18 protein-coding genes are annotated in these 22,369 nt (G+C 49.7%); 12 read left to right on the plus strand and 6 right to left on the minus strand.

Annotation, left to right across the window (positions count from 1 at the left end):
* The first annotated feature begins 170 nt into the window (after positions 1-170).
* The 7 genes from H5336_RS05165 to H5336_RS05195 all read left to right on the plus strand — a co-directional run bounded on the left by H5336_RS05165 (position 171) and on the right by H5336_RS05195 (position 11,511).
* Positions 171-428 carry a hemerythrin domain-containing protein gene (locus H5336_RS05165; RefSeq protein ID WP_185232048.1) on the plus strand — a complete coding sequence of 86 codons (258 nt, stop codon included), beginning with the start codon at positions 171-173 and terminating at the stop codon, positions 426-428.
* Between the two features lie 338 nt (positions 429-766).
* On the plus strand, positions 767-1,228 hold the full coding sequence (locus H5336_RS05170; RefSeq protein WP_185232050.1) for a bacteriohemerythrin: 462 nt from the start codon (positions 767-769) through the stop codon (positions 1,226-1,228).
* Between the two features lie 945 nt (positions 1,229-2,173).
* Complete coding sequence (locus H5336_RS05175) at positions 2,174-5,335, plus strand: TonB-dependent receptor (protein ID WP_221627986.1); 3,162 nt, start codon at positions 2,174-2,176, stop codon at positions 5,333-5,335.
* Positions 5,336-5,371: 36 nt separating this feature from the next.
* Positions 5,372-8,014: a cellulase family glycosylhydrolase gene (locus H5336_RS05180; protein WP_185232054.1), complete on the plus strand. Its 2,643-nt coding sequence runs from the start codon at positions 5,372-5,374 to the stop codon at positions 8,012-8,014.
* Positions 8,015-8,180: 166 nt separating this feature from the next.
* Positions 8,181-8,855 carry a flagellar brake protein gene (locus H5336_RS05185; RefSeq protein ID WP_185232056.1) on the plus strand — a complete coding sequence of 225 codons (675 nt, stop codon included), beginning with the start codon at positions 8,181-8,183 and terminating at the stop codon, positions 8,853-8,855.
* Positions 8,856-9,524: 669 nt separating this feature from the next.
* A complete protein-coding gene (locus tag H5336_RS05190) occupies positions 9,525-10,100 on the plus strand; it encodes a bactofilin family protein (protein WP_185232058.1) in 576 nt (191 codons plus the stop codon).
* A 79-nt stretch (positions 10,101-10,179) separates the two neighbouring features.
* Positions 10,180-11,511, plus strand: a complete 1,332-nt coding sequence (locus H5336_RS05195; protein ID WP_185232060.1) for a hypothetical protein — start codon at positions 10,180-10,182, stop codon at positions 11,509-11,511.
* Between the two features lie 75 nt (positions 11,512-11,586).
* Here H5336_RS05195 and H5336_RS05200 read toward each other — a convergent pair whose 3' ends face one another.
* A complete protein-coding gene (locus H5336_RS05200) occupies positions 11,587-11,802 on the minus strand; it encodes a hypothetical protein (protein ID WP_185232062.1) in 216 nt (71 codons plus the stop codon).
* 146 nt (positions 11,803-11,948) lie between these two features.
* Here H5336_RS05200 and pdsR point away from each other — a divergent pair, with 146 nt between their 5' ends.
* From pdsR to rpsT, 3 genes are all read left to right on the plus strand, one after another.
* The gene (gene pdsR, locus H5336_RS05205) at positions 11,949-12,653 is read left to right on the plus strand and encodes a proteobacterial dedicated sortase system response regulator (RefSeq protein ID WP_185232064.1); all 705 of its coding nucleotides are present in this window, start codon (positions 11,949-11,951) and stop codon (positions 12,651-12,653) included.
* Positions 12,654-12,671: 18 nt separating this feature from the next.
* A complete protein-coding gene (gene pdsS, locus H5336_RS05210) occupies positions 12,672-14,753 on the plus strand; it encodes a proteobacterial dedicated sortase system histidine kinase (RefSeq protein WP_185232066.1) in 2,082 nt (693 codons plus the stop codon).
* Positions 14,754-14,948: 195 nt separating this feature from the next.
* Positions 14,949-15,215: a 30S ribosomal protein S20 gene (gene rpsT / locus H5336_RS05215; RefSeq protein WP_185232068.1), complete on the plus strand. Its 267-nt coding sequence runs from the start codon at positions 14,949-14,951 to the stop codon at positions 15,213-15,215.
* 111 nt (positions 15,216-15,326) lie between these two features.
* Here rpsT and H5336_RS05220 read toward each other — a convergent pair whose 3' ends face one another.
* From H5336_RS05220 to rplU, 5 genes are all read right to left on the minus strand, one after another.
* Positions 15,327-16,379 carry a pyridoxal phosphate-dependent aminotransferase gene (locus H5336_RS05220; protein ID WP_185232070.1) on the minus strand — a complete coding sequence of 351 codons (1,053 nt, stop codon included), beginning with the start codon at positions 16,377-16,379 and terminating at the stop codon, positions 15,327-15,329.
* A gap of 101 nt (positions 16,380-16,480) precedes the next feature.
* Complete coding sequence (gene proB, locus H5336_RS05225; RefSeq protein ID WP_185232072.1) at positions 16,481-17,602, minus strand: glutamate 5-kinase; 1,122 nt, start codon at positions 17,600-17,602, stop codon at positions 16,481-16,483.
* Between the two features lie 56 nt (positions 17,603-17,658).
* Complete coding sequence (cgtA, locus tag H5336_RS05230; protein WP_185232074.1) at positions 17,659-18,846, minus strand: Obg family GTPase CgtA; 1,188 nt, start codon at positions 18,844-18,846, stop codon at positions 17,659-17,661.
* A gap of 273 nt (positions 18,847-19,119) precedes the next feature.
* Positions 19,120-19,380, minus strand: coding sequence for a 50S ribosomal protein L27 (gene rpmA, locus H5336_RS05235; protein ID WP_185232076.1), 261 nt, complete (start codon positions 19,378-19,380; stop codon positions 19,120-19,122).
* Positions 19,381-19,393: 13 nt separating this feature from the next.
* Entirely contained in the window at positions 19,394-19,705 is a 312-nt protein-coding gene (gene rplU / locus H5336_RS05240; RefSeq protein WP_185232078.1) for a 50S ribosomal protein L21, read from the minus strand.
* Positions 19,706-20,158: 453 nt separating this feature from the next.
* On the opposite strand from rplU, the gene fbaA reads away from it, so the two are divergent.
* The gene (gene fbaA / locus H5336_RS05245) at positions 20,159-21,235 is read left to right on the plus strand and encodes a class II fructose-bisphosphate aldolase (RefSeq protein ID WP_185232080.1); all 1,077 of its coding nucleotides are present in this window, start codon (positions 20,159-20,161) and stop codon (positions 21,233-21,235) included.
* 114 nt (positions 21,236-21,349) lie between these two features.
* Positions 21,350-22,312 carry a polyprenyl synthetase family protein gene (locus H5336_RS05250; RefSeq protein ID WP_185232082.1) on the plus strand — a complete coding sequence of 321 codons (963 nt, stop codon included), beginning with the start codon at positions 21,350-21,352 and terminating at the stop codon, positions 22,310-22,312.
* Positions 22,313-22,369 lie beyond the last annotated feature (57 nt).

A 22,369-nucleotide genomic window follows, 5' to 3' on the forward strand; every position in this document is an offset into this window, starting at 1 on the left:
GGGGGCAAACTGCATTCCAAACCAAAAAATAAAACAGCCGCCACCCTCTACCCTTTGAGGTACACCGACGCATTTTAAACGGGCAATAATTGATCTGTATCTAAGCAGTACCAACAACCGGCCTCTAGTCTATTCGCAAGGAACTCCAACCTGATTCGGGAGAAACATCAATGGCGGTAAGGCGCAGCTCAGTATTTGAACTGGGAATACCGGTTATTGGCTCCCCGCATCAGCGCAGTATTGAACACATTAACGCAGTCGCTCATGCCCAACAAGAGCACAATAATGACGATATTCCCAGCGCTCTCGACGGCCGGAGGGAGTACTCGCTCTCGCAATTTGCGTTTAAACAAAGTCTTATGGAAAATGCCCGGCACCCCCTCACCCATGGACACAAGAAAATGGGTAGCTATTTACTCGCTGGGTGAGTGATTTTTAGCAGAGAGCCCAATACGACGATAATATTACAAAAGAACGTTTAATTATTCGCAAAACTTGGCAGACAAATACAATGATCGCGACCATGACAACATCGCTCGCGCCAACATTATTAAATGTTACACGAAAAATTATGAATCAGAAATACGGCTGGTTTTCCCGGTTATTTAGCTAAGGCTACTTATTGCTTTTAACCAACCCCTGTTGTTGCAGGTAGAACGCTTTTGCCAACCTGTTATTACGGCAAACGCCACGAAAAACCGCAGAGTAAAGTGTAGAGACAGGCCGTCAGAGCTATCAAAATTAAAATAAATAAAAGGTAACGACTATGATCACTTGGTCTGAAAAATATGAAATTGGCATTCCTGTCATTGACGGTCAACACAAACGGATCGTCGAATACATTAACCTTCTTAAAACGCTGGATGACAGCGACAAAAGCAATCAGCAAATATCAGAAATATTAAATTTATTGGTGGATTACACCCTTTCTCACTTTGAATTTGAAGAAGAATTAATGGAAGAAGCTGACTACCCGGCAATAGAAGCACATAAAAAAAGTCATCTCCTTTTTAAGAAAGAACTCGATCACCTGCAACAACTTTTTAACAACGGCGAAGATATCGCAAAACTGCTGTCAGAAATGCTGCTGAACTGGCTACTGGAACACATTAAAGAGGACGATTCCAGTTACGCCGATTGCGTTAAGCACAACATTTTGGAGCGCCCGCCACAGGTTCACCAAAATTGGGTTAAAAACGCGACAGAACGCTACTTTAAACGCTGGTAATTTTTCTGGGCTGGAGGCTATTTACGGTTGTCGTTTTGATACAACGCCTACCATGCCGCCAGCCCTACAATATTTATTGTACAAACCGGCACAACCTCACGCATGCGTCATATTTGCTCAGATATAGCAAATACCGCTGTTTAAGTGTGTAACTAAATCAACACACTAAGAATCATTCAAATCATCCGGCACCAATGCCATCGTAATTTCGCTATAAATGTGCAACTCCAACAACAATTGGTCTGACGCCTACTAAGAGGCACCTCTATTAATCGCTATTTGCCCTTGGCTTTGTGTGTGGTTCATGTGCACGGCAAAATGTACAGGCATACTGGTGGCTTGGCGGGAAATTTAAACGACGTCCACAAATCGCACACATTGCCAGAAAGGTACGGCCTAGCAAACTGCATTAGGTCGTTGACTCCCCTAGAAGGACAGCCAAGCCTTCCCCGGCGCAACATGGATAAAACAACCGATCTATGTACGCTCAACTGCTCGACAACAGAAGTCGCAGAGCCACGTAATAAATTCCACATATAGGGGAGCGCCCGGGCTCTCCCTTCCCTCGATCCCCGACCTGACGACAAGATTTCAACGCCCCCTACCCTGCCATCTACAGCCTTAACCACCCCCCTGCGCCATAACAGAACATATTTGTATGCTTACGTGCCATTTTTACTGTGCAAAACGCAAAGTAACCGGTTACAATCGGCTGAAATCCCGCTCACATTGTTACAAAATTTCGGTATAGCCTCCTCGACAATAACATCTCAAAAGAGGCGTCACCAAAGATGTAACCGGTTACCGGGCATACATATAACAATATTAGGCTGTAAACCCCGGTATACGGCCCCAGCAGCACTTACCACCGCCCAGGGATTATCGCCCCTAACAGCACAAGAGCTGCAAGATCTACACAACGATAACAACACGAGGATGCTCGATATGACCAGACCCAGCAAATTCACAGCGAGAAAGAGCGCGCTGGCGTTCGCCATAGGGTGCGCTATTAGCGGCTCAGGTGCCTACGCCCAGGACACACCCAATACCGAGATCGAAAACGCTATCCTCGAAGAAGAGGTTATTGTTACCGGTGTTCGAGCCTCTCAGGCAAAATCCATTGATATCAAGCGCCAATCCGACAACATGGTGGACTCCATTGTTGCGGAAGACATTGGCAAGCTGCCCGATACCACTATTACCGACTCACTACAGCGGGTAACGGGTGTACAAATCACTCGCGTAGCCGGTGAAGGCACCTCTCTCAACGTACGTGGCATGCCACAGGTGCTGACCACCCTCAACGGTGAGCAGTTCCTTAGCCCCTGGTCTATTACCGAAGTTCAAGCCAATTTTTCCGACGTACCCGCGGGTATGATTAGCGGTGTCGATGTGTACAAATCTCAGTCGGCCAATACATTAGCGGGTGGTATTTCTGGGGTTGTCGACCTTAAAACCCTCGACCCTACCAGCCTTGATGTCGGCTTTACCGGCCGCTTACGCGCCGAGTTGGGTATGGGCTCACTCTCTAACGAAGAAGTGAATGCCGACGGATCGACCTCTCGCCGCGACCCCGACCTCAATCTCTCCGCAGTCGCGGGCTTTAACAATAATGAGAACTTCGCCGTTGTAGGCAGCGCCTATGTCTCCAATACCTACGCCGCAAATTACTCCATGTGGGACAACCAAAGACTGGCGTTCCTCGACGAACCCGGCGAAACCCCAACCGACCCGCTAGACCTAGACGGTGACGGCGACCTGATAAACGACTGGTATATGGTGCCCGAGCAATACGGTGCTGGCAGTAACTTTATGGAACGCGACCGCATGGGCGGTTCGATAAGTGCCAAATTTGATTTCAACGACAACTGGGCCATTCGGGGTGATGTGTTCTACAACGAAATGGAACAGTATGACCGGGGTGTGAAAGCGGCGTTTAACTCCAAGGAAACACCGTTGTCCTTCGCCCGTGACGATGTAGAGGATGGTGAACCCAATCCACCTCGCGCAAGCGGTCTCTACGACACCCTGCAACCAGGCTCCAGAGTAGGGCCAGGTACAACCATCACCTACACCGATGCCGACGGCAATACCCAGTCACCCGAGCTACACACGCTGCAAGTCGCCAATATTTGGGCGGCAGACTTCCAAACCACCTCCAGTAACGAAATCAATAAAACAGCCGCCATTAACAGCAATATCGAGCTCACTTACACCAACAACGACAACCTCGAAGCCAGCTTCCGCGTTATTCACGCCAACGCCGAAAAACAATATCGTAAAGCGACCTTTCAGCAGGGAACACCCGCGTGGTTATGGGTGGACGAAAATGGTACCCCAGGTAAAGACCCGGTTGATGGCTACAGGGTCTCCGTGGACTACACCGGCGACTATCCGTCGTTCAACTACACCGATGACCTGTCTGACGCCAACCTACTGAAGCAGTATCAGGGCTTTGCTGAGGGAGCCAATACCGAGGCCGACCTCAGCGCCATTCGTGCCGACATCAAGTTCGATTTTGAACACAACTATGTCAGCTCAATTGAAGGCGGCGTTCGTTACGGTGTGCGCTCAGCCGATTACAACAAGTTTTTCTATGTCAGCCCCACAGGCCGATACACCGACTGGGAAGACCCTCGCGTACCCGCCGACAAGCGCTACCAGCTGCTACCAGGCAACCTAGTTTGGCAAAAATTCCCCAACTGGCTGAAATTTGATTACAGTGAAACCAATTCCAGCCTGATCGATGTAGGCGGTCTGCGGGATAACGGCTTTTCCGCCGCTGATACCGTCGCGTTCTCTGACTTTGGCCCGATAAAAGGCTTTGAGAACGGCGTTGCCTCTCTCGACCCCAAAAAGTGGGACAACCCCTACGCATTTATGAACAGCCTTTATCCCGGCACCCGCACGGTGAACGACCCCGGCTACACCTACGGTGTTGAAGAAGCATCCACTAATGTCTACGCGCAGTTGAACTTTAGTAATGATGAACAGGGCTTATTCGGTATACCCTTCCGCGCCAATGTCGGCTTACAGGCGGTTATAACCGACCGTACGGTGGAAAAGAGTATTGTGCCCGAGGTATTAGATTCCTTTAACTCCCTCGGCTACGACGACTGGCAAAAAATCGCTTATGTATCAGACGTAGACACTATTAAGAACAGCGACACAGAGTATCTACCGTCGGCCAACCTAAACCTCTTCCCGCACGATGATGTGGTGGTACGCTTTGGCGCCAGCCGCACCATGACCCGTAACGATCTGGAAAATGTAGGCGCCAGCTTGAGCCTATGGGTTAGTCAATGCCCGAAAACCGATGCCAATGGCGACCCCGTGATGGTACTTAACCCGGCAACATCACAATCTGTACAAGATACCGTTGGTTGTGTCGGCGGCGGTGACGACCGCGGTGTGCCCGACATCAAACCTTGGATCGCCAACGTGTATAACACCTCGGCGGAATGGTACTTTGCCGATAACGCCATCCTTGGCCTTGGCATTTTCCTGATTCAAGTAGACTCATCAGTCGAAGAGCTGCAGGAACAGCGTAACTTCTCCGATATGGACGGTATTAACCGTAACCGTTACGCCAATATCTGGACAACCCGCAACGCAGGCGCTTCCGACCTTTATGGTATGGAGCTGGGCTACAAGCAACCCTTCACCATGCTACCCGGCGCCTTCCTAAGTTCTACCGGTGTTGAATTTAACTACACCTACTCGCAGAGCGATTCCGGCAGCGAAGATATTCAAGGCAATGCCTTCCCACTCCCTTCCAACTCCGAGCATCAGTCCAACCTTATTCTGTGGTACGACAACGCGGGCTTTAACGTGCGTGTCGCCTACAACTGGCGTAGCGAAGAGTACGTTGGCCGTGCAGCGGTTAACTCCAACGCCGCCGTACTGGAACTTGGACAATGGGCGGAATCCACCGGTTACCTGGATATTTCTACCAGCTACTGGTTCAACGATTACGTCAGTGTCTTCCTCAACGGTACCAACCTCACCGAGGAAAGCCGCAAAAGCTACACCCAGTTCGAAGACCAGTTCCATTCGCTTTGGGTTCAAGAAGCGCGCTACACCCTTGGCGTAAACCTTTCCTTCTAAGTGCAGTGCAAAAGAAACGAAATTGTGGAGTTTAAAATGAAAAATACATTACACACGATCGCGCTGCTCACCGGAGCAGCAATTCTTCAAGGCTGTGGCGGCGGTAGCATGCTCGGCACCTCTGATGCCGAAGACTACAAGCTCACCCCCGATGTCGTCACCGAAGACCTTACAAAGTCACGCCCTTCCGAAAGTGCCCCCTTTGCTTACACGGAAGGTACCGGTATCTATACACCCCAAGGCAATCAATTACTTCTACGCGGCATTAACGTGCAGTTCGCAGAAGACCCACTCACCCAGATCGACGCAATTGACGCGATTGCCGCCACGGGCGCGAATGTGGTTCGCCTGCAGCTGTTCCTCGACACAGCGCCGGCCAACCTAGAGGCCGCACTGAACAAAATCGTCGAAAACGATATGGCGGCGGTACTGAGCCTCCACGACGACTCACTTGAGTGCTCCGACGATGGCGAAGCCTTCCTCGATGCCGTTAACGATATTTGGCTAAATGAATTTCTCAACGTCATCGCGCAGGATCGCTTTCAGCCCTTCATCATGATTAACATTGCCGATGGCTGGGGCCCCGAAATGATTTTCGATGGCTACAGCACTGGCTACCGCACCTATATCGATAACTACAAAACCGCAATTCGCGCTTTCCGTAAAGCCGGGTTCCGCGTGCCATTGGTTATTGATGCACCGGGTTGCGGTGCCGACTACCATGCCTTTGTGAGTGGTCGCGCGCTGGAACTAATGGCGGCCGACGAAGAAAAGAATTTAATTCTCTCCGTTCACGGCTACGGTAACCACTGGAAAAGAGGCACCGACGCCGTTGCCGCAATCGAACAGCTCACCGCACAAGACGTGCCTGTCGTCATGAGTGAGTTCGGAGGCTCTGGTATAGGTGAATTCCCCGTGCGCCATAAAGAGCTTATCGAAAAAGGTGCTGGCGACTATGCCGCTAACCTCACTATTCCTTGGGGTAGCGATGCCGACAAAGCGGCCATCAACATTGCGCTGGAGAATGCGCCGGTGGATGTTACCAATACCGATATCTTCTTCGACATTAAAGTTGATGACGCCTACGTAGACGATGGCACCTTGGGCGTTCAGGTGTACCTGCGCGATGTAAACGATGAATACGCTAACCTCGCCTGGCTGGGTGCATGGTCGTTTGAGAAAGAAAAGTGGAATACCATTAAACACACGGTTAACAGCAAAGCAGATTTCGGCTGGGCTTCCGATGCATTCGACATCACCCAGGTGGCCACTATCGGTATTGAGCTAGTTGCAAACGGCAAGCCTTTAGAAGTCGCTGGCGCCATTGCTATTGATGGGTTCAAAATTATTGAAGGCACCGGGCCGGTTGAATTGGTTAACGACGACTTCACCGACGACATTAACGATTGGGTTGTGCCCTGGGGTGATGCCACTATCACTCATGATGCTGGTGCAGGTGCGCTCGCCGTTACTCCAAACGGGGCTGAGTTTGTACTACAGCTAAATAGTCTCGGCGACCTGAAAGGGTTTACACCTGAAACGCCTATTACTGTTAGCGTGCTAATCCCAGCCGACTATGACAGCAGCAACGCTTATTTCACCTTCTTCAGTAACGAAGGTGAGTGGAAATCGACTGCCTATGTTGGTGCAGACCAGTTTACCGCCGGTGAATGGTCGGAAATAACACTAACCACACCGGTTTATACAGAAGACGACCCCGCTACCCCCGATGAAAATGAAGACAAATCTTTCCCTACCTCTGCATCCTCGGTGGGCATTCAATTGGGTGGACTCAGCGGTTCTAACGCCCCCGTACTGATCGATAACTTCATGATCTCCGGGATAGTACTGAACGACTATGTCGAAGGCATTCAGTACAACGGTGATTTCAACGATGGCGAAGATGGCTGGGGTGTTCTTAGCTGGGGTAACTCGGGTAACGTAGTGGCCGACAGTGGCAACCTGACCATGGCCCTCACGACGGCTACCGACAGTCGCCTGACCATATCCAAAACCACCTGGAATCAAGTTCCACTCTTGGATGTAACATCTGACCCATTCGTGATCAAAATGCGCATGATGATCCCAGAAAGCTATGCTGGCCTCACCGATATGCTATTTCAGGTATTCATGCAAGACAGCGGTTGGGGCAACCATACCAATATTCTCACCCTCAACGCCTCGGAAGGAGACTTTTTGTTTGGCGAATGGATGGATATTGAAATCGACGCCAGAGCAGCACTGCCTGACGCCTTTGCCGGCGGCACACCCCAGCACTTCGGTTTCGATTTCTGCTCCGACGCCGACTGCTTAACCGATGGCACAACACCGATGGGCACCGTTGACCCCATACTCCTAGACTACTTCATCGTTGAAGGCCTGGTACCCGTTGAAAAAGTAGAAGTTATCCTCGACCAAATCGATTTCTTCTACCTAAGCCACTTCGAAAACCTCATGATCGACTATGTGGAAGGCTCACTCGATGCCGATACCCTGCAGGAAACATTCCTCGCCGCTGAGCAGCGCAGCGCACCCTACTCGTGGATCGCTTGGTCTTGGTACGGTAACATTCAGGAAGAAATGGATTGGGATATGACCCTCACCATCGACGACCCCGAAGCACTCACCGAGCGCGGTGAAGATATCGTTAACGGTAAAGGTGGCCTCAAAGGAAACTAAGCCCTACCTCACTTTTTGACCAACGTAAGCCGGTACAGCTCCCACTGTACCGGCTTTTTTATGCGCCCCGCTTTTGAGTCTAACCCGTAGGTAAAATCAGCAAGAATCTGTCGCCTAGTCTAACCTCAATAGAGAAGTATTCTTTGAGACATAGAACCACTGCACCATGGCTGAAGCGCAACTACTGACTCTCGACCAACTCAATCTGAAAATGGGCCAGGTGATCCAAATACACCCAGACCCAGCAGATAGCGACAAGCGTTATGATTGCGTACTTGTCGGCGGCCTTCCCGGTGAAACCGTTATTATCACCTCCCCCACCTCTGGGCGGTTTCCTCAGCTGAAGGAGGGCGATGTAATCGCGATTCGGGTAATGAGCGCCAATGGCGTTGCGATTTTTCCTTCCGTTGTGTTATTTATCAGCGAAGAACCCCTCTATCTGGTTTTTCTAGATTTTCCAAAATCCATAAAATTTCGCATGATCCGAACCGCAAGCCGCGTAGATGTGGCCATGCCTGTACTACTGCACAACCAAACCCAACCGGGCAAAGGCACACTCGCCGGAAAAATTCTTGATATAAGCTTGGGTGGCGCTCAAATTGAAATAGAAAAGGATGGCGGCGCAAAAGGCGACATCATCGAAATAAAAGGCAAATTCGAAGTAGGCAATATTAAGCGCATCACCAAAATTATGGCCGTTATTCGTATGAAGAAAGCCCTTCCCGATGGCAAGTTCCGCTGCGGTGTGGAGTTTGACGAACGCGACGAAGAAAAGCTGCTTGTTCTATTTGGCTATATTTTTAATGCCATGGCGGTAGGCGAAGCCAAAATCATTCAATAGCCAATCGAACGCCCTATCACTTAAGAGCCCGTAATATAATTGTGCTATAGGCACCTTAGATCGATCACCTCCGCACCGTATACCTCTATTCGCCGAACCCAGTGAAGTCTAGCCAAACCACATGCCCCTCGACTAAAACGCATACCTCACCAAGAGTAAATTAACAAACATGTTAACTTTATGGCATGTGACCCCACCCCAGCATAGAGATTTAAGCGCCACCCGACAAAATACATTTGTTATAAGCCCCCCCCACTAAGCCCCTGCGCCAATCTAAAAGTTAAACCCTTAGGATGACTTTGCTATTTAATTGAGTCCGACCCATAAAAATTAACAGTGAGTTGTTAATTGGTTCGTACTTTTGCACTTTGAATTGAGTTTCCTGTCATATTTCTGCTCGAATGAATTACTATTGTACTTAACCGCCCACCGACTAGGGCGTTAAATGCCCCCATATGGGTGCGCACAAACGTATGCAGCAACGTATACAAAGGCTTCACACAACTAACCAACATTTGTAGGTTTCGTTAGGGCAAAAGCTGGATTCCAAACACCTGGAAACATTCCTCTCGCCAAGGCTGGCATAGGTTGGGTTGCATCCCATTCGCAATCACGGATAAGAATCGGGATTCCCCCAGTTGCCAGTCCTGACACAGGAGAAAATTTTTAATGCGTGGATTTAAAAGCAGTGACAGTAAACCTTCCACTGACAATTTTGCAGGTGACACCATGAGTTCAACCCAAAAAGTGCAAGTACCCGTTACTCCCCCTTTTGGCAACACAACGCCCGAGCCCATCAAACCTACCTCTACTCCCAGCGCTATTATCGGCCCAAAAATTCGTTTCAAAGGCGAATTGGTGGGTGAAGAAGACCTACTGATACAGGGCCAGGTCGATGGCACCATCGATTTGAAAAACCATACCCTCACCATTGGTGAACAGGGTGTAGTAAGAGCCAATGTACTTGCAAAAACAGTAACCATCGAAGGTACAGTAGAAGGTGACTTATTTGGCCAGGAGCGAATCTCCATACTGGCCAGTAGTAATGTAAAAGGCAATATCGTTGCCGAACGTGTCACCTTAGAAGACGGTGCCAAGTTCCGCGGCTCTATTGATATGGATGTAGAATCCCATAAAGATCAATTCCAAAAATTCACTAGCAACTCCGTACCTAGCCCAACAAAAACCTCGGCCCCCACTACCGTGGAAACCAAGTCGAAATCAACCGACCCACAAAACGCCTAATTATTAGGGTGTCTGACGCAGGCTGGAGCTTCTCCTCTTCTACTACAAACCTGTGGTAGAAGAAGAGACAAAAAACACAATGCTACACAGATCTCCAGGCCTAACAGCCATTTACAACGAAATTAAAAAATCTAAACGAAACCGCATATTGGATCTCGGCTCTATGGCTGTTTCCAACTTCAATTTTTTTTCTTCGCTGAGCTGTAAAATCCACTTTGAAAACCTGAATGAATTCGTCGAAGATAATGCAAGATTGTCTACAGGCAACCTTATTTTCAAGCTTAACAAATTCTTGTTATCACACGAGCCAGAAGAGAAATTTGATGTAATACTCGCCTGGGATTTGTTGAATTACCTTCCCGTCGAGGTAATCGAATCTCTCTTCGGCAAGCTTAATAATTGGTGCCACCCCAACACCCTGCTGCACACCGTTCGATATTTAAACAGCAACATTTCTAGCCAGCCGGCCGTATTTGAAATCATTGATCAGTACCATATCCAAATTAGCGCTTACCCAATAACCGCTAGGCGTTTTCCTTTGCATAAAACCGCTGCATTATTGAAGCATATACCGCAGTATTTTTTGCACAACAACCTAATGAACGAAGCTGGAATGGAGACCGGTATAGGCGAACAGGTTTTGCGCTATATGCCCGAAAAATCTCAACGAAAGCAATACATTTCCAGCACAGGAATTAACAACGTCATACCCGGTGATGAGCGAGAAAAGCCACTAGATTCTTCGCTTTCACAACAGTTAAAACTGTATAAATCGCCCGCAATAGAGCAAATATTACACGGTAACATTCGAAAACGAATATTAGATTTGGGGCGAAAATCTACTCGCAACCTTGAGTTTTGGCGCAAACACTTTAGTGAGGTACATTCAGAAGATTTGGCTTCGTCTATTCGTTGGCATACAACCACCGCAGACCTCACCATTCAAGCGGATGACATTTCACTCAGCGAAGAGGCGCTGAACTTTAATCACGATCTTCTCTTCGATGTTATTGTCCTGTGGGATATACCGAATTATTGCAACCAAATTCAGCTAAAGGCCATCGGTGATCGGCTAAAAAAACACTGCAACAAGCACACCCAGATTCTCATATTTTCTTATCTGGGAAACTTCATTCCCCCACAACCCCAAAGCTTTAACCTACAGGGGAATGGAAAATACCATGCAAAAGAAGCCGGTAAACGTACGCGCGACCACAGCGCCATTACAACATCGGGAATAATGAAGCTTATCCCTGGCTGGAAAATTGTAAAAACGCACATTTTTTCTGACGGAATGAAGCCTGGGCTAGTGGAACTGATATTTGAATACACGGAATTACTCACCGGTAGTAATAACACCGACACCCAGAACAACGCCGAAAAACAAAACCCACAATCCGCGTTAAAATAAATCAACAACCGCTTCTAACATCTGAAATCTAAGTAGACTAACCAAAAATACCCGGTAAAACGCTACGATAGACGTTCACCAATTAACTTTATATTCAAAGCCAACCGCAAGATCTTCAGGGTTTTCATTGTTATATTGGCTGTATCGGTATTCAGTTACCAGATAGAAATTCTCGATAATACGATAGCCCAGCTGCGTTTCTAAGTAAGTGTGGCTGTTGCGATCACTGCCCGCTATGGTTTCACCAAACGATTGATCTGCAAATCCACCTAAATATAAGCGATCAGACAAATAAGGGAAGTAGATTTACAAGCCGCGTACTCGGCCCACACTGTCTCCGCCACATCAAACTTGCCGCACACTGCGCTGCAGGAGTTGTTGCCGCCGCCAACTCACTGGTAAGCTTGGGCCTTTAGATCAACCTCAAGAAAAAGCTAATGTCCCGCCATATCGCGATAGTAGAAGACGAAGAAGCCATTGCCCAAAATTACTGTGATGCCCTGCGTCGCCAAGGTTTTAAGGTGAGCCACTACCGAAGCCGACCAGAAGCATCAGAGGCATTTAACAACCGATTGCCAGACCTAGCGATAATCGATGTAGGGCTCGGGGACGACATAGAAGGCGGTTTCGAGCTGTGCCGAGAACTACGCACGAAGGCCCCCGAGTTACCCATAATTTTCCTTACCGCTCGCGACAGTGAGTTTGACGTTGTATCGGGGTTGCGCTTGGGCGCTGATGATTATTTGACCAAAGATATCAGTCAACCCCATATGCTCGCACGCATTACCGCGCTTTTCCGCCGCATCGACGCCCTGCAAAAACCACCCGCGCCGGAGGAAGAAATAGAAAGAGGCAAACTTAAAATGAACATGGACCGCATGACAGCGCAGTGGCAAAACCAAATTGTCGACCTTACGGTGACTGAGCTATGGATTGTGCACTCGCTAGCACAACACCCCGGACATGTTAAAAATCGCCAGCAACTAATGGATGCCGCCAACGTTGTGCTCGATGACAACACCATTACCTCACACATCAAGCGTGTTCGAAAAAAATTCAAAGAACTCGACGACAACTTTGACTGTATTCAAACCGCCTACGGCATGGGCTATCGCTGGCTAAATGAGACATCGGGGCACTAAGGCCAAAACGGCGCGGCGATGAAATTACGTAAACAACTGCTACTGGTAAGCCTTATCACTCTCACCTTGCCTTGGGTGGGCTGCCAATATATTCGTGAAGTAGAATCCACTATGCGTCAGGGCCACACCGACGCCTTGGGCGCAACCGCAAAGGCTGTAGCGGCTCGATTGGGAAGTGACACACTAACGACCAGCGAATTAAACCGACTCAACCCTCCGCCGGGCAGCGTTCCTTTATTTGCCCATACCCGCGCAAGCCCGCCACTGATCGACGGCTACGGCGAAGACTGGCAGCAACACAGCCTGCAAACCCTCAGGGATAGCCAAGGGCAGCTACGTACTCGCATCGCAGCGGCTTACGTACCACAGGCCGCCGATAAGCGGCTGTACCTCTACCTCCGTGTTGCCGATGACAGCCTGCAGTATTTCAAACCCACACAACAATCTCCGGGAGAAAGTGACCACTTACTTATCCGCCTGAACAAAGAAGACGGTGCCAATAAGCTTTTGGTCTACGCAACCGGTGCTGGTGACCTCAAAACCGCATGGCTGGATACCAACGGCGTAGTAACCCCTAACTACCAAGTCACGGGCGTCTCCAATGAAACCAAATCAGGCTACCTCATGGAAATGAGCCTGCCGATAGAGTGGGCCGAGGCGGGCCTAGGGATTGAAATCACTGACACCTCCCACTCACTTCCCAGCAGCCACAACCTCGGCCGGGAAGGTAAAATTCCGCCGCTTATTAGGGCGTCCTCCAGCCTCAGCGACGAGCTTCAGGTGTTCCAACGCAGCGGCGTTCGATTTCAGATTGCCAACCGAGGCGGTCGCCCCATAGCCCAAGCCGGTATGCTCACCTCCACAGAAAGCCAAGCACATGAGCAGCGCCACTCGTTCCTCAATTGGTTTTATCGCCTCGCCATTGGGACACAAACAGTGCCAATACTGGACGACAGCTGGCACACAGGCAGCCTCGACACACCAGAAATTTCTCATGCCCTATCAGCCAGCCCTGCCGACAACGGCATTGTTCACCATGGCCGCTACCAACAGGGAAGTAATAAGCTCACACGCGTTGCGATACCCGTATTCGACTTACACGCAAAAGCCCCTGCCGAGCCTATTGCAGTGGTCGTTGCCGATCAGAGTACTGACACACTATCTACCATCACCAGCTCTGCTTTTTACAAAATGCTATTCTATTCGATGGTGGTAACGCTTGCGGCTAGTATCAGCCTTATAACTTACGCCTCCTGGTTGTCGCTGCGTATTCGCCGCCTAAGCCGCGCTGCTGCCAGCGCCATTTCCGACAGTGGTAAAGTCGCCGACGACTTTCCTGTATTCACCAGCCAGGACGAAATAGGCGACCTCTCGCGCAACTACGCTCAACTGCTTACCCGCTTGCGCGAATACACTAACTACCTCCGCTCCCTGTCCAGCAAGCTTTCTCACGAGCTGCGAACACCGCTGGCTATCGTTAAGTCGTCATTGGAAAACCTGGAGCATGAAGCCCTATCGGATAAGGCCCGAACCTATGCCCACCGGGCAATGGAGGGCACCTCTCGGCTATCCAACATTCTCAACGCTATGAGTGCCGCCAGCCGCGTCGAACAAGCCATTGGCGCCGCCGAAGTTGAAACCATTCCCTGCGACGAGCTACTAACAAACCTTAAAGGCGCCTATCAAGATGTCTATCAAAATGCCACTTTTACACTCAATATTCGCCGAGATGAAGGCCCACTGAAACTGCAGGGCTCGGGCGAGCTGCTGGTGCAGATGTTCGACAAGCTTGTAGATAACGCCGCTGACTTCTGCCCCAAAGAGGGAAAAATTGAGCTAGGGCTCTACCGACGAAATGACCGCCTGATATTCACTGTCCACAATCAGGGGCCGCCGCTGCCCCGTCATATGCATGGTCAGCTGTTTGACTCCATGGTGTCTGTGCGAGAAAAGCCCAGCGGGCCAGAAGGCGGACAACATCTAGGGCTGGGGCTTTATATTGTGCGCCTAATCGCCGATTTTCACCGGGGAGAGGTACAGTGCTACAACGTACCCGACCACAGTGGCGTAATCTTTGAAGTTAGTCTGCCGGTAGATTAACGAGGACAGACAAGCGCATGCTGCACACCCCTCTCGCATTAACGCTTTTGGGCCGCACACAGCCTAAGAACTATTATATGCGGCGCCCTTGACTTTAATCGGCAAACACGGATAATACCGCGTCCTCAAACCGCCCCTCCGGCGGCGTGGTTACAGAATTTTAATCATTTAACAGATTTATACAGGAGCAACGCGGTGGCAAATTCACCTCAAGCAAAAAAGCGTGCCCGTCAGAACGACAAGCGTCGCGCTCACAATGCTGGCCTGCGCTCCATGGTTCGCACTTATCTTAAGAAAGTGATTGCGGCGATTGAAGCAGGCGACGCTAAAGCAGCACAAGCAGCTTACGTGGAAGCAGTGCCCGTAGTCGACCGCATGGCTGACAAAGGCATCATCCACAAGAACAAGGCCGCTCGCCACAAGAGCCGCCTGAATGCTCAAATCAAAGCACTTGCGGCTTAATTGATTTTTCAGTATTCAAAAAAAGCCGGCTTTTAGCCGGCTTTTTTATTTCCCCTTTATGCTATGACCTCGCGCACGCGTATCACCCGCGAATCACATCACCCCCAACAATTACACACACTTTTCCAGCTCGGCCACAAGTCGCTCAGTTTGAGCCTTGTTACCCAGTGTAATGCGCAAACCTAAGTTGCCCTGGTGATCAACCTTAGGTCGAACCAGAATACCGGCCTCCTGTAACCCCCTCTCCACCACCTCCGGGTTAGCAAAAAACGCCCACACAAAATTACCCCCACTAGGCCAGTACACAACATTCCGTTTATCTAAAAAACACTCCAACAGAGGCTTCGAAACCTGCATCACCTCCTCTACATATTCCTGCACAGAATCGAGGTTATCTAGCGCCGCCCGAATCGCAACAATTGCCAGCTGATTTACATCATAGGGGCCACGCACATTCAACAATGCATCAATATTCTCCCGTGCAGCAATGATATAACCCAAGCGCAAAGAAGGTATGCCCCAAGTTTTTGAAAAGGTGCGGGTAATTACGATATTAGGGTACAAGCCTACCAAATCGGCCACTGTTAAAGACGCATACTCAAAATAGCATTCATCCACCAGAATAACGGCCTGCGGCGCAGCCTTAGCCAGTGTAATGATTTCTTCACGCGAAACTAATGTGCCGCTAGGGTTGTTAGGGTTAGCGATGGTAATTACACGGGTTTTCTCCGAAATAGTTGCCATAACATCTGCCAACGGAAAACCTTTCTCGCGACTATACGCTGGCTCGTGAATCACCATATTTTCGATTCGGGCACATTGGCTGTACATCGCAAAGCTGGGGCCGGGAATAATCGCCTCATCACCTTCTCTACACGCCGAACGAAAGATAAGCTCGATCCCCTGATCCGAACCATTAGTGATCATCACCTGCTCCGCAGGCACACGGGCATACCCGGCGATACGTTCAACAATATCACCGTAAGACGGGTACATCTGCAGACGCCCATCATTAATAAAATCGACCAACGCCTTCCGCACAGCCTCGCCTACCGGCAAAGTGCGCTCATTAAAATCGAGCAGTAAATGCTGCTTTGGATCACGACCATCCAAAGGTGGCTTGTAAGCACTCATTCGATCTATATGATCTTTAAAAATGGACATAGCATTTACTCAACAATTATCAAAAGCGCGGCGTCGTCACATAAAAAACCCGGCATTGCCGGGCTTCAAGATTACATTCAATTCGTCACATACAGCAAGCCCTATTCGAGCACTAGATTGTCTCGATGAATCAGCTCATCGTAATCTCTATAACCCAATAAAACCTCTATTCTACTGCTCAGCTGCCCCAATATTTTACGCGCATCGTCGGAGCTGTAATTCACCAACCCACGCGCAACTTCATTGCCGTTTAAATCCAAGCAAACCACCATTTCACCTCGAGCAAAATGGCCTTTAATCTCTTTCACCCCCACCGGAAGCAAACTCCGACCTTTCTGCCGCAACGCTTTTACGGCGCCATCATCCAATATCAGGTCACCACGAGACTGCATGTGACCCGCCAACCATTGCTTGCGCGCAGCAATAGGCTGCTGACTGGCATACAGTAGGGTACCCACAATTTCTCCATTCGCAACACGCGGCACAACATTGTGTATTTTCCCACCCACAATAATAGTGCTGGCACCGGAACGCGCAGCAAGCCGAGCCGCACGCACCTTGCTCACCATACCACCTCTACCTAACGCACCACCTGAACTTGCCATCTCATCCAATTGCGTTGAGAGCGCCGAGCATTCAAATAAAATTTGCGCCATAGAGTTTTTGCGTGGGTCGCTATCGTACATGCCCTGCTGATCAGTCAAAATGCACAACACATCAGCTTCAATTAAATTAGCCACAAGCGCGGCAAGGGTATCGTTATCGCCAAATCGAATTTCATCGGTAACAACAGTATCGTTTTCGTTGATGATAGGGATAATACCCATGTCAATTAAGGTGCGTAACGTTGAGCGGGCATTCAGGTAGCGTTGACGACTGGATAAATCATCGTGGTCCAATAAAACCTGCGCGGTTTTCTTACTGAACTTTTGAAACTCTTGCTCGTAGGCTTGAATCAAGCTCGACTGACCAACAGCGGCAGCGGCCTGCTGCTCGTGAATAGCTTTAGGCCGGCTTTTCCAGCCTAGCCGGGTCATGCCTGCGGCGACTGCACCCGAGGAGACCAACACAACCTCGTAACCCTTTTTGGACAACGCCGCTATCTGCTCGACCCAAAGCGCCATTGCCTCTTGGTCGAGCCCCTTACCATTATTGGTAAGCAAGGCGCTGCCAATTTTAATAACCCAACGCCGACTCTGCTTTACCAGATCTCTTTTGCTCATTGTGCGATTCGTTCTTTTCCCAAAGGAGTCAATATAGTGGAGCGATACTCACTCGTTTACTCAACGTATTCTACTTCCACATCATGGTCATCGTCGTCGTCATCGTTACCCTTCTGAGCCTTCTTTGACTTATGTCTTGCACGTAACGCATCTATACGCTCACGCGCCTCAGCCTGCATTTGCAACTGAGTCTGTAGCTCTTGCTCGGCATAGTCAGGGTCTTCTTTTTCCTGCGCCCAGAGAACCTCCAAATGACCCAGCAACTGCTCACACAAACTCTCGGTCCCCATTCTTCCAATGGACGATACCGCGTACACCGGGCCCTGCCAGTTCAAAGCCTTAACAAGCGCCTGCTTTTTTTCTTCCACCTCGTCATCTAGCAGCAAATCGGTTTTGTTCAAAACCAACCATCTGTCACGCTTTGCCAGCGTTGGACTAAAACTTTCCAACTCCCGAACAATTGACCGTGCATTTTCGATAGGGTCGGATCCATCGATAGGACAGATATCCACTAAGTGAAGTAAAATGCGGCAGCGCGTTAAATGCTTAAGGAAACGAATACCCAGCCCCGCCCCCTCTGCAGCACCCTCAATCAAACCGGGAATATCAGCCACAACAAAACTGCGATGCCTTTGCACTTTTACCACACCAAGACTAGGCACTAGTGTAGTAAACGGATAATCAGCCACCTTAGGCTTTGCCGCCGATACGACGGTAATAAACGTGGACTTCCCCGCATTAGGCAAGCCCAACATACCAACATCGGCCAACATCTTCATTTCCAGCTTAAGCTGCTTTAAATCGCCTTCCGAACCATTTGATGTTTGCCTAGGTGCGCGATTAACGCTGGACTTAAAGCGCGCATTCCCCAGACCGTGAAAGCCTCCCTGCGCAACCAAAAACTTGTCTCCATGGGCGGTAAGGTCGCCAACTTGCTCACCGGTTTCTTCGTTGAGCACCGATGTACCCACAGGCACTTTCAGCACCAAATCGTCACCTTTTCTGCCGGTGCAATTTTGACCACGACCACCTTCACCACTTTGTGCGTTGTAAATTCGCTGGTAGCGGTAGTCGATAAGGGTATTAAGGTTTTCGTCAGCCTGCAGATAAACACTGCCACCGTCGCCACCATCACCACCGTCAGGGCCACCCCGCTCAATAAACTTTTCACGACGAAAACTCAGGCAGCCGTTACCGCCTTTACCTGCCTGAACAATAATTGGAGCTTCGTCTACGAATTTCATTTTCTTTCTGCCTGTGACTTTTGGGTGGACGCTCGCCGGGTAAGCCTACAATTTCCCGACCGCCCATATCTTCTACTCGAAGCAATTCTCTGCCTGCACATCCTTGTGCATCGCCGCTACCAACCATCCTTGACCTCCGCGGCATACCGCACATCCTGTGCATCGCCGCTACCAACCATCCTTGGCCTCCGCGGCATACCGCACATCCTGTGCATAAAAAAAGCCTCACTACACGGTGTAGCGAGGCTTTTTCGTAAGCTTAGTAAACCGTGATTAAGCCGCTACAATAATACTAACTACTCTACGGTTTTTCGGGCCTTTAACATCAAACTTGACTGTTCCAGCTGATTTTGCGAACAGGGTATGGTCTTTACCCATACCAACATTCTCACCGCCGTGGAACTGAGTACCACGCTGACGTACCAAAATGTTTCCGGCCTTAACAACTTGACCGCCAAACAATTTAACACCTAAGCGTTTACTTTCGGAATCGCGACCATTGCGCGTACTACCGCCTGCTTTTTTGTGAGCCATGATTCTCTCCTAATTAACCTGTAATGCCAGTGATTTTAACTTCTGTGTACCACTGACGATGCCCCTGACGCTTCATAGAGTGCTTACGACGACGGAACTTGATAATAGTTACCTTGTCTGCACGACCGTGGCTAAGAACCTCGGCAGTGACTTTGGCACCTTCAACAACAGGAGTACCGATTTTTACATCGTCTCCGCTACCTACCAACAGAACCTGATCGAAATCTACGTTCTCGCCAGTAGCGACTTCAATTTTTTCCAAGCGAAGTACTTCGCCTTCTTCCACGCGGTGCTGTTTACCACCGGCAGCTATAACTGCGTACATATTGTGCGCTCCAGTTAAAAATGGACGACACGAAGCAGAGAGCTCGCTCCCTTTTAAACCACCACCCAAATTGATGTTGGCCGCAAAGCTTGCGTCGTTTAATACAAAACCCCTGTTACCAAGGGTTACAGGGGCGCGAATTGTACTCGAACCCCTACACCAAAGCAAACCCCAAAAACAAGTCAATTACACGCGGCTTTTAAGCACCGTAAAAATAGCTGCGGCCCCTATTAAATCAAAGCTTTGGGGCTTTTTCTCCCTAAGCAGGCGCGTGAACACCTTCAAGACTACAAAATCAGTGGCATTGCCGTATAATGCGGCCCCGAACGGGAAGTCGCTCAGTCGCTCCAAAAGAGCCGTTACCAAGAAGGGCCGTCACCAACTGCCGGCTTGGTGCATCGACAGGAATACCTCCGCCCGTCCCACGTATTGAGAACCACAGGAATCCTATATATGTCCAAGATATTAGATGCAGTAAAACCCGGTGTTCTAACCGGCGACGATGTTCAAAAAGTATTTGAGATTGCAAAGGCAAATGCCTTCGCCCTCCCCGCAGTGAACTGTGTCGGCACCGACTCCGTAAATGCCGTATTGGAAGCAGCCGCCAAGGTAAAGTCTCCTGTTGTTATTCAATTCTCCAACGGCGGTGCAGCGTTCTTCGCCGGTAAGGGCCTGAAAGCCGAAGGCCAACAGGCTCAGATACTCGGTGCAGTATCTGGCGCAAAGCACGTCCACCAAATGGCCGAAACCTACGGCGTGCCGGTCATTCTCCACACCGACCACGCAGCCAAAAAACTGCTGCCTTGGATCGACGGCCTGCTGGACGCGGGCGAAAAGCACTTCGAAGAAACCGGCAAACCACTGTTCAGCTCACATATGATCGACCTCTCTGAAGAGAGCCTAGAAGAAAATGTTGAAATTTGCGCCAAATACCTAGAGCGCATGAGCAAAATGGGCATGACCCTTGAAATTGAACTGGGCTGCACCGGCGGTGAAGAAGACGGCGTAGACAATACCGGCATGGACAGTTCGGAGCTATACACCCAACCAGAAGATGTTGCCTACTCATACGAAAAGCTAATTGCAATTTCTCCGCGCTTTACCATAGCTGCGGCATTCGGCAACGTTCACGGAGTATACAAGCCTGGTAACGTTCAACTTACACCTAAAATTCTCGCCAACTCCCAAAAGTATTGTTCCGAGAAATTCTCCCTACCCGAAAACTCGCTGGATTTTGTCTTCCACGGGGGCTCCGGTTCTTCTCAGGAAGAAATTCAGGAATCTATTGGTTACGGCGTGATTAAAATGAATATCGACACCGACACCCAGTGGGCCACTTGGAACGGCATTCGTGAGTATTACATCGCCAACGAAGGTTACCTGCAAGCTCAGATCGGCAACCCTGACGGTGATGACAAGCCAAACAAAAAATATTACGACCCTCGCGTATGGCTGCGCAAAGGGCAGGACACTATGGTTGCTCGCCTTGAGCAGGCCTTTGCAGACCTGAATGCCATAGACGTACTTTAAACACTGTATCGCCATAGCAAAAAAAGCCCGTTTAAAAACGGGCTTTTTTTAGGGCCCGCCGAAAGGTTTGCCTCCGGCACACACTCCCAGCAAAACAATAGGTAGCTACCCCCAATGCTGTCATTCCACAAGGTTGCCCAATCCGATTTCGAAGCGGTCAATCAGCTTATTATTGAACAGCTCCATTCCGATGTGGATCTAGTGGAAAACATCGGCCATTACATTGTCGATGCCGGTGGTAAGCGATTGCGACCATTGCTGGTTTTGCTTATTGCTAATGCGCTGGGCTATCAGGGCAAACAGCACATAAACCTAGCCGCAATCATTGAGTTTATTCATACAGCCACCTTGCTCCACGATGATGTTGTCGATGTTTCCTCTCTGCGCCGCGGACGACCTACCGCCAACGCTGAATGGGGCAATGCACCCAGCGTACTGGTTGGCGACTTCCTTTATTCCCGGTCGTTTCAGATGATGGTTGCCATTGGCAATATGAATGTAATGAGCATTCTATCCAACACAACAAATGTCATTTCCGAAGGTGAAGTCCAACAATTAGTAAACGCCAAAGACCCGGGTGTGACAGAAGCCAACTACCTGACCGTTATCCACAAAAAAACAGCCGCACTGTTCGAGGCGGCCTGTGAAATTGGGGCCGTTATTGCTGATGCCAACCCCGCCCAACAGGATGCGTGCCGTCAAATCGGCTACCACTTGGGCGTTGCCTTTCAATTGATTGATGATGCCCTAGACTACGAGGGTGATGCTGAAGCGCTGGGTAAAAATGTGGGCGACGATCTCGCCGAAGGTAAACCCACACTGCCCCTCATACACGCCATAAAGCATGCACCTAGCCACGAGTCTGAACTGATCAAACAGGCCATTCGCGACGGCGATATCGATAAACTGCAACAAATAGTTTCTATCGTGCAGCAGTACGGTGGACTGGATTACACCAAGCAGTGTGCTCGCGCACACGCTGACAAAGCGCTCACGTTAATAGAAGCGCTGTCGGCTACCGCTTACCGATCTGCACTGGCAGATCTCACGCGCTTTTCGGTTGAACGAACCACCTAAACGCACACGTTTCGCACGGTAGCGCGGGAAAATACTAACGACCTACCTGCCAAAGAG

Origin of the sequence: Teredinibacter franksiae (genome assembly GCF_014218805.1) — a bacterium.
In the GTDB taxonomy this organism is placed as follows: Bacteria; Pseudomonadota; Gammaproteobacteria; order Pseudomonadales; family Cellvibrionaceae; genus Teredinibacter; species Teredinibacter franksiae.